16 protein-coding genes are annotated in these 16,445 nt (G+C 27.7%); 2 read left to right on the top strand and 14 right to left on the bottom strand.

The window, feature by feature from the left end; translation table 11 throughout:
* Positions 1 to 5 precede the first annotated feature (5 nt).
* The 12 genes from queA to hflX form a co-directional block, all read right to left on the bottom strand.
* Complete coding sequence (queA, locus tag ACYUEW_RS07245) at positions 6 to 1,031, bottom strand: tRNA preQ1(34) S-adenosylmethionine ribosyltransferase-isomerase QueA (RefSeq protein WP_257411350.1); 1,026 nt, start codon at positions 1,029 to 1,031, stop codon at positions 6 to 8.
* A 40-nt stretch (positions 1,032 to 1,071) separates the two neighbouring features.
* Entirely contained in the window at positions 1,072 to 2,100 is a 1,029-nt protein-coding gene (gene ruvB, locus ACYUEW_RS07240) for a Holliday junction branch migration DNA helicase RuvB (protein WP_003483786.1), read from the bottom strand.
* A 19-nt stretch (positions 2,101 to 2,119) separates the two neighbouring features.
* Entirely contained in the window at positions 2,120 to 2,713 is a 594-nt protein-coding gene (gene ruvA, locus ACYUEW_RS07235) for a Holliday junction branch migration protein RuvA (RefSeq protein ID WP_459566350.1), read from the bottom strand.
* Positions 2,714 to 2,892: 179 nt separating this feature from the next.
* Positions 2,893 to 3,504 (bottom strand): hypothetical protein, encoded by a 612-nt coding sequence (locus ACYUEW_RS07230; protein ID WP_043032300.1) that lies wholly within the window; start codon positions 3,502 to 3,504, stop codon positions 2,893 to 2,895.
* Positions 3,505 to 4,504: 1,000 nt separating this feature from the next.
* The gene (locus ACYUEW_RS07225; protein WP_003483782.1) at positions 4,505 to 5,245 is read right to left on the bottom strand and encodes a YebC/PmpR family DNA-binding transcriptional regulator; all 741 of its coding nucleotides are present in this window, start codon (positions 5,243 to 5,245) and stop codon (positions 4,505 to 4,507) included.
* A 150-nt stretch (positions 5,246 to 5,395) separates the two neighbouring features.
* Positions 5,396 to 6,046: a YigZ family protein gene (locus ACYUEW_RS07220; protein WP_003483781.1), complete on the bottom strand. Its 651-nt coding sequence runs from the start codon at positions 6,044 to 6,046 to the stop codon at positions 5,396 to 5,398.
* Between the two features lie 15 nt (positions 6,047 to 6,061).
* A complete protein-coding gene (locus ACYUEW_RS07215) occupies positions 6,062 to 6,724 on the bottom strand; it encodes a HEAT repeat domain-containing protein (protein WP_003483780.1) in 663 nt (220 codons plus the stop codon).
* Positions 6,725 to 6,815: 91 nt separating this feature from the next.
* Positions 6,816 to 8,234 carry a MocR-like pyridoxine biosynthesis transcription factor PdxR gene (gene pdxR, locus ACYUEW_RS07210; RefSeq protein ID WP_042384352.1) on the bottom strand — a complete coding sequence of 473 codons (1,419 nt, stop codon included), beginning with the start codon at positions 8,232 to 8,234 and terminating at the stop codon, positions 6,816 to 6,818.
* 287 nt (positions 8,235 to 8,521) lie between these two features.
* Positions 8,522 to 9,415: a nucleotidyltransferase domain-containing protein gene (locus tag ACYUEW_RS07205; RefSeq protein ID WP_030036603.1), complete on the bottom strand. Its 894-nt coding sequence runs from the start codon at positions 9,413 to 9,415 to the stop codon at positions 8,522 to 8,524.
* 148 nt (positions 9,416 to 9,563) lie between these two features.
* Positions 9,564 to 9,785: a hypothetical protein gene (locus ACYUEW_RS07200; RefSeq protein ID WP_003483772.1), complete on the bottom strand. Its 222-nt coding sequence runs from the start codon at positions 9,783 to 9,785 to the stop codon at positions 9,564 to 9,566.
* A 174-nt stretch (positions 9,786 to 9,959) separates the two neighbouring features.
* Positions 9,960 to 10,118: a rubredoxin gene (gene rd, locus ACYUEW_RS07195; RefSeq protein ID WP_003403636.1), complete on the bottom strand. Its 159-nt coding sequence runs from the start codon at positions 10,116 to 10,118 to the stop codon at positions 9,960 to 9,962.
* A 128-nt stretch (positions 10,119 to 10,246) separates the two neighbouring features.
* Entirely contained in the window at positions 10,247 to 12,031 is a 1,785-nt protein-coding gene (hflX, locus tag ACYUEW_RS07190) for a GTPase HflX (protein WP_460276517.1), read from the bottom strand.
* Between the two features lie 141 nt (positions 12,032 to 12,172).
* Here hflX and hpt point away from each other — a divergent pair, with 141 nt between their 5' ends.
* The gene (gene hpt, locus ACYUEW_RS07185) at positions 12,173 to 12,697 is read left to right on the top strand and encodes a hypoxanthine phosphoribosyltransferase (protein WP_042384329.1); all 525 of its coding nucleotides are present in this window, start codon (positions 12,173 to 12,175) and stop codon (positions 12,695 to 12,697) included.
* A gap of 36 nt (positions 12,698 to 12,733) precedes the next feature.
* Here the strand turns inward: hpt and yunB are convergent, their stop codons facing one another.
* On the bottom strand, positions 12,734 to 13,360 hold the full coding sequence (gene yunB, locus ACYUEW_RS07180; RefSeq protein ID WP_257411382.1) for a sporulation protein YunB: 627 nt from the start codon (positions 13,358 to 13,360) through the stop codon (positions 12,734 to 12,736).
* Positions 13,361 to 13,558: 198 nt separating this feature from the next.
* Here yunB and ACYUEW_RS07175 point away from each other — a divergent pair, with 198 nt between their 5' ends.
* On the top strand, positions 13,559 to 16,060 hold the full coding sequence (locus ACYUEW_RS07175; protein WP_460276516.1) for a transglycosylase domain-containing protein: 2,502 nt from the start codon (positions 13,559 to 13,561) through the stop codon (positions 16,058 to 16,060).
* 28 nt (positions 16,061 to 16,088) lie between these two features.
* Here ACYUEW_RS07175 and spoVAE read toward each other — a convergent pair whose 3' ends face one another.
* A complete protein-coding gene (spoVAE, locus tag ACYUEW_RS07170; protein ID WP_072586269.1) occupies positions 16,089 to 16,445 on the bottom strand; it encodes a stage V sporulation protein AE in 357 nt (118 codons plus the stop codon).

Raw genomic sequence — 16,445 nt, 5'->3', positions numbered from 1 at the left:
TAATGTTATTTAATAAACATAGCATCTCCAAAGGAGAAGAATCTATATTCCTTTTCTACTGCCATATTATATGCATTCATTATATTGTCTCTTCCTGCTAATGCAGATACTAACATTAGTAATGTAGATTGTGGAAGATGAAAATTAGTAATTAAAGCATCCACTACTTTATATTTATATCCTGGATAAATAAATATATCTGTCCATCCTGATTGCTCCTTTACTTTACCTTCTATGTCCCCTATAGTTTCCAATGTTCTACAAGAGGTAGTTCCTACTGCTATAACTCTTCCACCCTTTTCTCTTGTAGTATTTATTATTTCAGCAGTTTCTTTATCCATTTTATAATATTCTGAATGCATAATATGCTCTTGAATATCTTCTACTTTAACTGGTCTAAAAGTTCCTAATCCTACATGTAAGGTTAAAAAGGCTAATTTCACACCTTTTCCTTTTATTTTTTCCAAAAGTTCCTCTGTAAAATGAAGTCCTGCTGTAGGAGCTGCTGCTGATCCCTCTTCCTTTGAATAAACTGTTTGATACATTTCTTTATCATCTAACTTTTCCTTTATATATGGAGGTAGGGGCATTTGTCCTAGTTGATCTAATATTTCCTCGAAAATACCTTCATAATAAAATTTTACTATTCTACTTCCTTCTTCTCCCATTCCTATAACTTCTGCTTTAAGCTCTCCATTGCCAAATATAAATCTTGCTCCAATCTGAGCTCTCTTTCCTGGCTTAACTAAAGTTTCCCATACATCCTTTTCTTTTCTCTTTAAAAGTAAGAATTCCATTTTCCCACCAGTTTCTTCTTTTGACCCTATAAGTCTCGCAGGTAAAACTCTAGTATTATTTAAAACTAAACAATCATTTGGTGTTAAATAATCTAAAATGTCCTTAAATATTTTATCCTCTATCTCACCTGTTTTCTTATCTAATACAAGTAATCTAGCTTCATCTCTTTTCTCCATAGGATGTTGTGCTATTAATTCCTCTGGCAAATAAAAATCAAAATCTTTTACTTTCACGTTTTCCACCTCTTAATATAGAATTAAAATTTATTATTTATTATTTATTGAATATAGATACTTGATTTGCTTTTTCTTCTTTTTTTGTTACTCCAAAATGGTTATATGCTTTTTCTGAGGCCACTCTTCCTCTTGGAGTTCTCATTATAAATCCCTTTTGTATAAGATATGGTTCATAAACATCCTCTATGGTATCTAATTCCTCACCTATAAAATAAGCTAAGGTTTCTAATCCTACAGGGCCTCCTTTAAAATTAAAAATTATAGCTTCTAATATTTTATTATCTATTTTATCTAACCCTTCTTTATCTACTTCTAATAAGTCTAAGGCTGCCTTTGCACCCTGTAAATCTATATCACCATCATGTTTAACATCACAATAATCTCTAACTCTTTTTAAGAGCCTATTGGCGATTCTTGGAGTACCTCTGGATCTTTTTCCTATTTCAAAAGCAGCTTCCTTGCAAATATTTACATTTAATATAGCTGCTGATCTTACTACTATTTCCATAAGTTCCTCATCCGTATAAAATTCCATAGCACATAACATACCAAATCTATCTCTTAAGGGAGATGTTAATAATCCAACTCTTGTAGTAGCCCCTATAAGAGTAAATTTAGGAAGATCTAATCTTATAGACTTTGCTGCAGCACCTTTGCCTATAACTATATCTAAAGCATAATCTTCCATAGCTGGATATAATATTTCTTCTATAGATCTATTTAATCTATGAATTTCATCTATAAATAAAACATCATAATCTGTTAAACTAGTTAATATAGCCGCTAAATCTCCTGCTTTTTCTATAGCTGGACCTGAAGTTACTTTTAAATTACCTGTCATTTCATTAGCTATAATATTAGCAAGAGTAGTCTTACCTAGTCCTGGTGGTCCATAAAAAAGTACATGATCTAAAGATTCTCCTCTTTTTTTAGCTGCTTGTATGAATATATCTAAATTAGCTTTTACTTTTTCTTGACCTATATATTCTTTTAATGTAGTAGGTCTTAAACTATACTGTTCCTTATCATCTTCTACATCAAAAGGAGTTACCATTCTGTTCTCCATCTAAGTACCCCCCTCTAATTTATTTCATTAAATACTTTAAAGCTTCCTTTATAATCTGTTCTAAAGAATTATCTTTATCACATTGATCAATCACTTTATTTGCTTCTTTTTCAGAATAACCTAGTGTTACTAAAGCAGCTATTGCTTCTAATACTTTTTTATCATCCGTAATCTTATTTATGATTTCTTCATCATCATCTTCTACAATATCTATCTCTATTTTATCTTTAAGCTCTAATATAATTCTTTGAGCTGTTTTTTTCCCTATACCTGGAGCTCTTGTTATAGTTTTTTCATCTCCCATTTTTATAGCATATTTCAAAGTAGAAACATTGCTTATAGATAATAAAGATAAAGAGGCCTTAGCTCCCACCCCATTTATTGTTAAAAGCAATTTAAACATACTCAATTCATCCTTTGTTAAAAACCCATAAATTCCTATAAAATCTTCTCTTACTATTTGTTCTGTATATAACATTATATTTTCACCTATGGAAGGTAATTTTGCCATAGTGCTTCCTGATGTGTATATTTTATAACCTATATTGTTATTTTCTATAACTATATAGTCTTTGTACATATCAATATATTTTCCTTTTATATATTCGTACACCCCTTAACCCTCCAATTACATATTAATAGACACATATTACTTTATCATTTTAGAAGTTTTTATTCAACTAAAAAAACATAGCTTGCATATTAGTGTAAATGCAAGCTATATTTCCAATATTAGTTTTTTGTATATTAATATTACTAAAATAAATTATAACAAATTTTGTTTAAATAATTCTATTCATAATCTTCTAGACGTGCTTCTGCCTCTTCCCTTGTATCACATTGAAAATATTTATCTCCAGTGGTTAACATATGAATATCCTGTTCTTTTAATTTACTTGTTTTTATATCTGTTATATCTTTATTTTCATCCTCTATGTACATGTTTCCACTTTCATCCGTCCTATAAATAGCTATATTATCACCTTTTATCCCTACAACATATTTATTAGGCATATATTTATCCTCTTCTTTCACAAGAGACAATATATGATCTTTAAATTCTTCAACTTTATATCCTTCTTTAGAATATATCTTTTCAATATCTTCTTTGCCTTTTCCAACTAGATCTACATTATCTGATACTTTTGTTTCCCTTACAGTTATGGTGTCTCCACTCTTTTTATACTTTATTTTAAATATTATTTTAGATTCTTTATCCAACACTTCATTTCCTGTACTACCTACAGCTAAAGAATCTTCTTTTATATCCTCTTGTTTAACTTGTCTTTTACTGCTATCTACCTCATTATTTCTTAATTTTATTGAAGTTATATAGTAAACAGACACAAATAACACAAACAATGAAACAATTATAATTATAACATTTCTTCTTTTTACATCCATAATATCCCTCCTAGGAATATTATGGACAAATATGCAAACTCTTATTCACTAAATAAGGAAATTACGCCGTAACGGCCTTTAAAGGTTGAAAATTAAAACAAGAAATACTTTTAGTCAATAGATAGCTATAAAAATAAAGAATACTAGTATTTGTGCCCTAATATTTAAGCTAGCGTCCTAATGTCACGTCCTGTGGCAACAGGGCTAAGTAAACGTCCTGTTTACTTCACGCTTAAATATTATTTCACAAATGAAGTATTCTAATTATTTTTCTAGATATCTATTTTCTCTAAAAGTATTTCTTGTTTTAATACCTTTAAAATCGGAGATTTTTGGGATAGTTAGTATTTATTTTTGTATGTAAAAGCTTTAATTTTAACAAAAATAAGTGGCGTAGCCATTCAAGTAAAATCTGTATAATAAAAAAGGTATATATTTATAAGGTTAGTAGAATTTATAACAACTGCGATTTGTAAATTATTAACTAAATTAATTTATTTATTTTATTAAATTGTTTTGCTAACGCAAATAGCTTTAAGTGTAATTTAAATTCATATAAATATTATGAAGGATACGATTTTTTGATATGCTACGCATGAATTTTCTAACGAAAATTTTTAAAATATCTAAATAACTTAATAAAGAAAAATATAATTGTGGATTTTACAAAACAGAGTAGAGTAAAATCTTCCTTTGGTGCCTCGTGCTCTACAGGAAATTATCTTTAAAGAGTTATGCTAACTTCCCTTAGTTTAAAAAATAGGGATATGTGGTGTAAAAGGCATTTGAACAAGATTAGAGATTCTTAGTTGTTTTTGCAAAATATATGTATGTTCCAAATTATTGTCTGAGCGTTCAGCGAGTTATGATTTAGAACCATATATTTTAAGAAAAAACAAGTTAGAATCTCTTATTGAAGTGAGTTGCCTTTCTAACCACATATCCTTTTTTTAAACCAAGGGTAGTATATTCCCTTTTAAGTCGTAATTTTCTTATATTATTACTCTTCCCATCCTTCAGGGAATTCTGCATTGTGATATACATTTTGCACATCGTCATCATCTTCTAAAACATCTAGCATCTTTTGAAATTTAGTTGCTGTATCTTCATCTATTGCTGTATATGTATCTGGGACCATCTTAATCTCTGCTTCTAAAAATTCTAATCCTTCTGATTCTAGAGCCTCTCTAACAGTTCCAAAATCTTCTTGAGAAGTTGTTACAACATAAACCTCATCTTCTGACTCAAAGTCTTCTGCACCTGCATCTAATGCCATCATCATAAGTTCATCTTCATCTAAGCCATCTTTCTTTTCTATAACGATTTGCCCCTTAGATTGGAACATAAATGATACACAACCTGTTGAACCCATGTTTCCGCCTTGTTTTGTAAAAGCGTATCTTACATTCCCTGCACTTCTATTTTTGTTATCTGTTAACACATCAACTAGAACTGCTATACCTGCTGGACCATATCCTTCATATGTAATAGTTTCATAGTCTACAGCATTAAGTTCTCCTGACGCCTTCTTTATAGATCTTTCTATTGTATCATTTGGCATATTATTAGCCTTTGCTTTTGCAATAACGTCTCTAAGTCTTGGATTTGAGTCCGCACTTGGACCTCCTTGCTTAACTGCTACCACAATTTCTTTACCTATTTTAGTAAAAATCTTTCCTCTTTTAGCATCCACTTTGCCTTTTTTAGCTTGTATGTTATGCCATTTTGAATGTCCTGACATGTTATTTCCTCCCAACCTTATTAATAGAAAAATTTATATAAATTCTATTTTTAAAACTATTTTTATTAGTATATTTATAATTGAAAATACTAATATTTAAATGCAAATTCACTAAATTATTATATCATAGAGAAAGTTAAAAATTCAAATTTATTGCTCATCTTCAAATAGCCTATTATCCATTTTAAAGTAGAAATTTTCATCTCCTTTAATTATTTTACAATTTCCGTTGGTTATCTCTAGAACTTTCTTTTCTATTGTAGATATAATATTTACTTCACAAAACATAGTTAAACTAACTTTTTCTGTATATTCTATATCTTCTATATGCCAAAGATTTTGTTCAAACAAATACTGTATTTTACCTAAAGCATCATATTCCACTATGAAAGTTATAGATTTACCTTTAACTTTTTCAACTATACCTGCATCTTTTATGGCTACGGCAGCCCCTTTTGAATAAGCCCTTACTAGTCCACCTTTACCTAAAAGTATTCCTCCAAAATATCTTGTAACTACTATAGCTATATCTGTAACTTCATTCTTTTTTATAACATCTAATACCGGTATACCACCTGTTCCTTGGGGCTCACCGTCATCACTATATCTTTGTATTCCCATGTTTTCCCCAATAACATACGCATAAACATTATGTCTTGCTTCTTTTTCTTCGCTTTTAACTTGATTTATAAAAGCCTTAGCTTCTTCTTCTGTATAAATCCTTTGCGCTCTTCCTATGAAAGTAGACTTTTTTTCTTCAAATTCATCTTTTCCAAAGTTTTTTATAGTAAAATAGGACATTTACATACCTCTTTTCTATATAGGGTCATTTATTTCTTGTAAATATTCATCTACTGCTTTTAATATATAATCTTTATCAGTTTTATTTTTTATATATATAATTTTTTCCTTTGCTTTTGTGCTTTTTAATTTTTTTAAGGCTTTTATAGCATAAGTTACAACCTGAGAATTCTCATCTTCTAATGCCCTTATTAAAATAGTTTCTCCTTTAATACTCCCTATTTTACCTAAGGCTGAAACTGCCATCCTTCTTATATTTATAAATTTATGTACTGATGCTTTTAAAAGTATGTCAATTCCTTCTTCATCTTTCAATTCTCCTAAAATCCAAACTGCTGCTTGTTTATCTTTAGGATACATATCTCCATAATTATTTTTTATAAAAAAAATTAAATCCTTTTTTATTTTACTTTCTAATCCATTTATAACTTCTATTTTATCTTGCTTTCCTGAGTTAGCTATTTGTTTAAATAATTCTTCTACATTAGAACTTTTAGCCAGTATACCATATTTAATCTTACCATCCAGTATGTGTTTCTTTATAGTGGATTTATCCAAATTTCTAATCTGACTCAAAGTTTCTATATTTTTCCCCTCTAAGTATAAGAAGTAGGTTATTTGTTCTTGGGAGTATTTATCTATATTGTTCCAATCTATATCTACTAAATTTTTATTCATACTCCTCACCTTTCTTAAAACACTTAAATTATATAAACCTTTTGTAAAATTTAATACAAAAATTCATAAAATCAATTTATTTTTATCTATATTAACTTAATCTCTTTTCTAATATATCATTTATTTTATTTATACCTAATTCTATTTCTTCTATAGTATTTTCTGAAAATCCTAACCTAAAATATTTTAAACCTTCCTTAGGATTTTTATAAAAAAGAACTCCTGGTGTAATTAAAACTTTGTTTTTCATACATTCATTGAAAAGTTCCATGGAATTTATATTAGCATTCTCCTTTATTTTTATATAAAAGTGAAGCCCTCCCCCTGGATTTTGTAATTCTACTTTATTTTTTAATATGTTTTGTATCGTATTTTTAGTAAATTCATATTTTGGTACATAAATTTCATATAAATAATTTATGTATTCCTTCCATAATCCCTTTATTAAATACAAATCTAAAGCTCTTTGCATTAAACTTGATGTAGATATATCTGTATTTATTTTACAATTTTGAATTTGTTCCCTTAAATCTTTAGGTGCTATTACATAACCTATTCTTATTCCTGGTAAAAATATTTTTGAAAAACTTTTTATATATATAACTCTATCATTTCTATCTAAACTTTTAAAGGTTATGTATTCTATATTCTTATCATATATTAATTCAGATAAATAATCATCTTCTATTATATAAAAATCATATATAGTTGCTAAATTTAATATGGCTTTCTTCTTTTCTAAGCTACAGCTTATACCTGTTGGATTTTGAAAATAACTCATAGTATAAAAACATTTAATATTATTTTTTTTAACTATCTTTTCTAATTCTTTTATATTTACTCCATCCTCTTCCATAGGAACTTCATATATGTTTGCTCTTCTCCATTTAAAAACTGAAAGTGCTCCACTATATGTAGGTTTTTCTATTAAAACATTATCATTAACATTTATAATAGATTTTGATATTATATCAATTCCTTGTTGTGCTCCTGAAACTATAAGTATATGATTTTTTTCTATTTTGTTATTCCAAAACACTTCTGATATATGCTGTCTAAGTCCTTCAAAGCCTAATGTTTCCTGATAAACTAAAGCATCCTTTCCATCCCTATCCAAAACTTCGTTTAATATGGATTTAAAAGATTCCACGGGAAATAAATCTGAACAAGCACTTTCCCCTATAAAATCTATATAACATTTAAAATCTTCTTTATCTATGGATTTTATTGAATCTGAATATTCTTTTCTTAAATTTCTACTAATCTCTTTTTTCTTTGCATAGGTACCGCTACCTATCTTTTGTATGGCATATCCGTCATTTTCCAATTTTTTATATGCATTTATTACAGTTACCGTATTTATACCTAATAAATTTGCTAATTTTCTTATAGATGGTAGCTTTTCATTGTCCTTAATTTTATTTTTATCTATCATATTTTTTATATATTTATATAGTTGAACATATTTAGGTATAGAGTTCTCCTGAAAAATTAGTATATATTTCTCCATAAGACTGTCCCCCATATATATTTTTAATTACCTAAAAAACCTATTTAGTTGTGAAGTACTTCTTAGTCTTAGATTAAATTTACTTATAAAAAATAAAATTTTTCATTTAATCTTCTTATAAGAAATTATCCCTGTTCATAACTATCCTTTTACTACTTATAAAATATAAATGTATTAAATCAGATAGTAATAAAACAAACTTTACTTAACTAAATAGGTTGATATTTTTAATAGAATAAAATTTATTATATTTAATTTTTTTAATAGTCTATAATTGTTGTTAACCTCTAAATAAAATAAACATTTTCTTCGAAAATTAGTTCTCCTTTTTTATTTTTTAATTTTCTACTCTGTTTTTTTATTATATTCTTATAATAAAGATATTCTAATATATCTTCCATACTAATTGAGTAACATTTAAATAGCTCATCCATTAAAATATCTTGAGAACTTAAAAATGTATCCTTTTCTTTCATATAATTAAGCAATAATGATGTAATGTTTCTAATATTATCATTTAAATATATTTTAATGTATTCTATCAATCTAATTATTGATTCTTCAATATTATCCTTATTAAAAAATAAATCATCTACTATATTTTTAAAGTCATCATCTAGACTAGTGGCCATATTTATCACATCTTTACTGATCATATATCCAGAAAAATTAACATATAATTTTGAAAAAGCCTCTGTAAGTTTCACAGAATCACTATAAGCTGTATAAAGGCCTCTATTTTTTAAATATTTCTTACATACTCCTATATACTTAAAAATCTCATCTAAATAAACTAAATTCCATCTTTCTCTATCAATATCTGGATAATATCTTCCCCTGTCATACCAAGAACTTATAGAACTATCTTTTGAAAATACTAGCCTTGAAGAAGCAAATATTCTATGGGTTTTGCCCCCCCTTAAATCACACTGGTATATTTTATTTAAATTTTTTTTATCAATTATTTTAACATGAATAGGAACGTCCTCTTCTTGTGTATATATTTTTTCCACCTTAATATCTTCATTTATTACAACAAATAAGTCTATATCCGATTCTTCCCACAAATCTCCTGTGACCATACTACCAAATACCATTACAGCCAAAACAGATTCATTATTTTTTAATCTATCTATAACATTATTAAAAGCTGTTTGATACTTAATTATATTATCATTCAAGCTGATCCTCCTCCCTTTTTTAAAATAATTTAATTTTCAAAATAATGGCACAGTAAAAGTTTCTCAATTCTTTATATTATATAATACTTATTGGAGTTATTACAACTAGTAAGCATTATATGTGAAATTTTTCTTTCATATATGATATTTATACAATAATTTTTTGTATATATTCCTTTTTTTCATTACAACAATTATTACAACTAAAAATATGTAAGCAATAATCCTCATAGTCCTGTATAGGCCATGTTACACTGTATGGATCCATATAATCATGAATTACGCCCCTATCTATTAACTCCCCTCCACATTTATCACAACAATATTTTACTGTATTTAATTTATTACATATTGGACAAACTTTCTCCATATTATATCTTCCTTTCTATATTTTAAATTGTTTTTATTTCTATACCATAATCAAAATAACATAATAAAAATTTTTATATAGATTAAACTAATCTTTATTTATTATTATTTCCATTTTAAAAAAATAAGCCATAAATCTAAAAGATTTACAGCTTATTTTTTATATTTTATTTAATTAAGCTTCTACAAACTCTGATTTAGGTAATCCACACAAAGGACATACCCAATCTTCTGGAACATTTTCAAAAGCTGTTCCTGGTGCTACTCCATTATCTGGATCTCCTTGTTCTGGGTCATATATATATCCGCAAGCCTCACATAAATATTTTTTCATAAACAATTCCTCCTTATAATCACATTTAATTAATAATAATTATTTTGTAATTATTATATTCTACACTTTGCTAATAATTCCTTTTTCTATTTGTTACTTTTTAATGAAGAATTTAAAAAGTATATTTTTTATTTTTTATTAAGTAGAAATTCCCGGCACTTATTATAAACTTCAGTATCTACCTTTGTTTTAATGTAAGTTCCTTTTTCTCTATATTCTTCTTCTATTATTTTACTGTTTCTATGCAAAAATGCTACTGTTTTTTGTTTATCGTAAGGAATTATATACTCTACTTCTGCTAATTTATATGGCAATGTTTCCTCTATTAGCTTTAGCAAGTCTCCAAGATTTATACCTAGTCTAGCGGATATTTCTATAACCTTTTCATCTTTAAATTTATCTCTGAAATAATTTAATCTTTCCATTGAGACTTTATCTATTTTATTAAATACTAATATTATTGGTTTATTTTCTGTTCCTAATTCCTCTAATACATTATCAACTGCATCTATTTGTTTTTCTGCTGTATCTGATGAAATGTCTATTACATGTAGAAGTAAATCAGAATAAATAACTTCTTCTAATGTAGATTTAAAAGCTTCTACTAATTCATGAGGAAGTTTCCTTACAAAGCCTACCGTATCTGTCAATGTTATGATTTCGTTGTTAAGTAATGATATTGCTCTAGTTGTGGTGTCTAGTGTAGCAAATAACATATCTGCTTCAAAAACCTTTTCTTTATTTTGTGCACTAGCTATTCCCATATCACATAACTTGTTTCTTAATGTAGATTTACCTGCATTAGTATATCCAACTAAAGAAACCTTAGGTATATCATTTCTTTTACTTCTTTGAGTTTCTCTAACCTTTTTTATTTTATATAACTCTTTCTTTAAATCGTAAATTCTTTCTCTTATATGTCTTTTATCTGTTTCTAGCTTTTTTTCACCTGGCCCTTTTGTACCTATTCCTCCACCTGTTCTTGATAGAACTAATCCTAATCCTGCTAATCTTGATAATCTATATTTTAATTGTGCAAGTTCTACCTGTATTTTACTTTCTCTACTTTTTGCTCTCCTTGCAAATATATCTAATATTAATGTATTTCTATCTATTACTTTAGTTCCTATAGATTCTTCTAAATTTCTTATTTGAGAGGCAGAAAGTTCATCATCAAATATTACCGCATCTGCATTTAAAGCCTGCCTTATTAAGGCTATTTCTCCTACCTTACCTGTGCCTATATAATAGGCTGAATCAATTTTATTTTTATTTTGTAAGACCTTTTCCACAACTTTTAAATTACAAGCCTTAGCTAATTCTTCTAATTCATCTATACTTTCTTCATCATCAATACTAACAAGTATAACCTTTTCTTCTTCCTGATCTTCTAATTCTTCATTTTTCAAATTTTGTTCTATATAATTTATTTCATTTAATAAACTAAAGTCTAATAGGCTATTTATATCTTTAAAATGCTTTTCCTCTATACTTAATTTACTATCCTCCATAGTACAAAATGCCACACCAAATCCTGTTATCTTTTCATACTCTACTCCTATAGCTACCATACAATCTAATTTTAATTTTAATAATGCAGATAAATCTACTGAAGAAAGTTTAGGATTACCATTTGGATGAGTATGAACAATTCTTATACCGGAAAGCTTATTGGTTTTGATTTCCACCTCCGGCATTTCTACAGTTGTACTATCTCCTACGGAAACTGCTACTATACTACCTTTTCTAGATATTCCCACACTTATTTCTCTATTTAATTGTTCTGTTAATTTGCATAATACATTCATTAGCTCTTCATTAATGATGTCATTCTTTTCTATTTTCATTTCATATATTTCTTCTAATTCCTCTAAAACGGTTTTTCTTATTCCATCAATATTACCATATATCATTTAATATCTACCTTTCCATATAAATTATAATAAAAAGATTTATTAGGCTTTACCCTATACCTTGACAACTTTCATATAATTTTATACTATAAAAACAATATTGTAAATATACATAATGTATGTATGTATTGGAGGATTATCATGGAAGGAAAAAACAGAAACATATTAATAAGTAAAGAAGAAATAGCAGGAAAAGTTGCAGAGATTGGAGAAAAAATTTCAAAAGATTATAAAAATAAAAACTTATACATATTATCTCTTTTAAGAGGGAGTTTTATATTTGCTGCAGATATTGTAAGAGAAATAGACGTACCTACAAAAATAGGATTTATGACTACTTCTAGTTATGGTCATGAAGAACAATCCTGTGGCAATGTTAAAATAGTAAATGATATTCCTGATGACATCACAGGCTACGATGTTATTATTGTAGATGATATAGTTGATACAGGAATAACTATGGAATTTGTTATGAATCACGTAAAATCTCTTGGTGCTAATTCTGTAAAATCCTGTGTTCTTCTTGATAAACCTGAAAGAAGAAAAGTAGATTTAACGCCTGATTATTCATGCTTTACCATCCCAGATGTATTTGTGGTTGGCTATGGTTTAAATTATGGAGATTATTATAGAAATATACCTTATGTTTTTAATTGGGAAGAATAATAAAAATGTAAAGCCTTGTAGGCTTTACATTTTTATTTAATTTTTACTATTTAATTTAAAGCCTGCATCTTCTAGTTTCATATCAATAGCAGTATTTGGTGTATTACCTACTATAATAGTTTCACAGATTGGCACCTGATTTTTAACTTCTATTTCCTTAGTTTTCATAGGTAAAATAATCTTAACTTTACTCTTAACTTGAACGGAAATAGTGTGTCTTGTTTGATTTATTCCTGCACTATTAAAGTTGGATAGATATTTAGTTTCTATATATCCTATAGGTTCTATTTTAACTCTTATATTAGGACCGTAATAAGCAAGGAAATTATTTTTCAATACATATCCCGCAGGAAAAGTTATGCCCATATTTTCTAATTTTTTAAGTTCTTTTTGTGATTCTAAAGAAACATCACAGGCAATTTTGTTCATTTTTAAAGTATCTGCTTTTAATAAAGTTATATCTCCATTAACATCTTTTTCTATATTTATTATATCATCATAATTAAAATTTTTAGAATATTCATTTATTATAGCCTTGTTTATTATTTCTGTTATTTTTATCCTAATCTCCCCTTCTGCCATATCCAGCATACTAGGGGTAACTGCTCTATCAAAGACATATAGAAAAGCATTCAAAAATAAAATAAAAAATATTAATATAATTATAATCCTAATCTTTTTATTTTTTATAATCCTATCCTCCTATTTCTTATATATTATATTTTTACTTTAGATAGTAATAATTTATTCATTCTTAAATAATAATTAGGATTTTTTCTATTTATTCATAAGTAATTCAATATGTGTTATAATATTAAAAATAATGTTTTATTTTACCCTAACTAAGGAGGACAAATATATATGGGAAAAAAGAAAAAAAAGCGCAAATCTAGCGCCTTTAAAATAATACTTAATGTCTTTTTAAGTATTTTCTTAATAGCTGGAGTAGCCTTTGGGGGAATTGTGTTTGCTATGATAAAAACAGCTCCTCCACTAAATGTACAGCAAGTTCTCACTTTTGATGAGCCCTCTATACTTTATGATGATAAAGGTCAATATATGGATAAAGTTATAACTAACGAACAAAGAATTGTAGTTGATTATAAAAATGTACCCCAAAATTTAAAAAATGCATTTGTAAGTATAGAAGATGAAAGATTTTATAAACATAGTGGAGTTGACATAAAAAGATTTACTGGTGTCATATTAATTAATGTAACTAATAAAATAAAAGGAAGTTCCAAGCTTCAGGGAGCCTCTACTCTAACTCAACAGTTAATAAAAAATACAGTTTTATCCTCTGAAGTTTCTATTAAAAGAAAAGTTCAGGAAATGTACTTATCTATACAACTAGAAAAAGAACTATCAAAGGATCAAATTTTAGGTGCCTATATGAATAGTATATTTTTAGGTGGAAATGCTTTAGGAGTAGAGGCAGCATCAAAACAGTATTTTAATAAAAGTGTAAAAGATCTATCTTTAATAGAATGTGCTTTTATTGCTGGAGTACCTCAAAGTCCATCAGTTTACTATCCCTATTCATCTGTTGCTAAGAAAAACCCTTCTATTTATTTAAATAGAACAAAAACTGTTTTATATAAAATGTTAGACAATGGATATATTACTCAAAATGATTATAATAAAGCTTTAAAGGATTTAGATAGTAAAAAACTTGCCTTTGCTAAACCATCTGCTCCTAACAATAAGTTAGACTATGAATGGTTCTCTATTCCTGCTATTGAGCAAGTAAAAAAAGATTTAAAAGCTCAATATAAATATGATGACAAACAAATTCATAATCTTTTAGTTAATGGTGGCTTAAAAATATACACTACCATGAATAAAAATTTACAAGATAAAACTCAAAATACAATAAATAATGCCTATTATTTAAATTCTTATAAAAGTAATGGTATGATATATCCTCAAGCCTCTGCTGTAATAATGGACTATCATAATGGTGAAGTAAAAACTATAATTGGAGGTAGAGGTAATCAACCTGCTAGATCTTATAACAGAGCAGCTTCTTATAACTATCTAAGGCCTGCTGGTTCTAGTATTAAACCTCTTACAGTATATAGTGCTGCTATAGATAGTAAAAAGGCCACTGCGGCTACTGGATTTGAAGATTCCCCAATTCCAGATAATATAGGACGTAAATATAGCTCTGGAGCACCTTATAACCCTAGAAATACTCCTAATATTTATTATGGATATGTAAATGTAAGAGAGGCCTTAATGCACTCTATAAACGTAATAGCTGTAAAACTTGTAGATAAAATAGGACTAAATACTAGTATACAATATGCTGAAAAATTTGGAATTCCTATAGATCAACATGATAGGACTAGTATAGCAGCTCTATCCTTAGGAGAATTACATAAAGGAACTAATCCTTTAATAATGGCTCAAGCCTATGGAGTATTTGGCAATAATGGAACCTATACAGAAGCAAAGTTATATACAAAAGTAGTAGATAGAACAGGTAAAATTATTTTAGAACCTAAAACTCATACAAAGAAAGTTCTTTCACAGGAAGCTGCTTTTATAACTTATGATATGCTTCAAGGTCCTGTAAGTGAAGGTGGTACTGGACCTCAAGCTAATTTTGGTAATATGGAGGTTAGAGGTAAAACCGGTACATCTAGTGATATGAAAAATTTATGGTTCTGTGGATTAACTCCTTACTATTCTGCTGCGGTTTGGATAGGTAATGACAATTCCTCTACAGTAAATGGAGTATATAGTAGCACTGCTGCTAAACTTTGGGGGGATATTATGAAAGAGTTCCATGTTAATCTTCCCTATAAACAAGTTCAAAAACCAGCTAGTGTTGTAACTGCTAATGTAGATAGAATTTCTGGTAAACTTCCAACCCAACTCTCTTATAGAGATCCTAGAGGAAGTACAGTATATAATGAATTTTTTATAAATGGAACTATTCCAACAGAATATGATGATATACATGTAGAAACTCAAATAAATAAATTAACTGGTAAATTAGCAAGTAAATTTACCCCTTCATTCCTTGTAGAATCTAGGGTATTCTTAAAAAGAGATTACTCTCCTGGTGTAGAACTTTTAGATCAACAGTGGGTTCTCCCTTATTCTATAGATGAAGGAGTAAGCTTACCACCTACTGTTGAAAAAAACAACCCTAATATTAAAGATAAAGATAAAGACAAGAATAAAGATACAGACAAGAATAAAGATAAAAATAAGGATAAAGATAAGAATACCGCATCAGATAAACCTAATTCAAATAATAACAATAGCAACAACAATAACAATAACAATACTAAACCTCCTGAAAATAATTCAGATCAAAACCAAGAAGACAAAAATAATAAAAATAAACGATAAAAAGAATAAAAACTCCTTTTAGGAGTTTTTATTCTTTTGTTTTAGGATTAAATATTAAAGACATTATATATCCAAATACAATGGCCGCAGTTATTCCTCCTGCCCCGCCTTTTATTCCTCCTGTAAAAGCACCTATTAATCCTTTAGCTTTAACTTCTTTTATAGTAGCTTTAGCTAATGTATATCCAAAGCCTGGTAGCGGTATTGTAGCTCCTGCTCCTCCTATATCTATAATATAACCATATATATTTAAGGCTCCTAATATAACACCTAACGTAACAAAACTCACTAAAATTCTTGCAGGAGTCAATTGAGTAGTGTCCATTAATATTTGGGCTATAACACAAATTACTCCACCTACTATGAAAGCACTTAAATAACCCAT

It is taken from the genome of Clostridium sp. CTA-1, assembly GCF_054768215.1.
The sequence above is the reverse complement of the archived record's forward strand: the minus strand, read 5'-3'. Positions and strand labels throughout refer to the sequence as shown.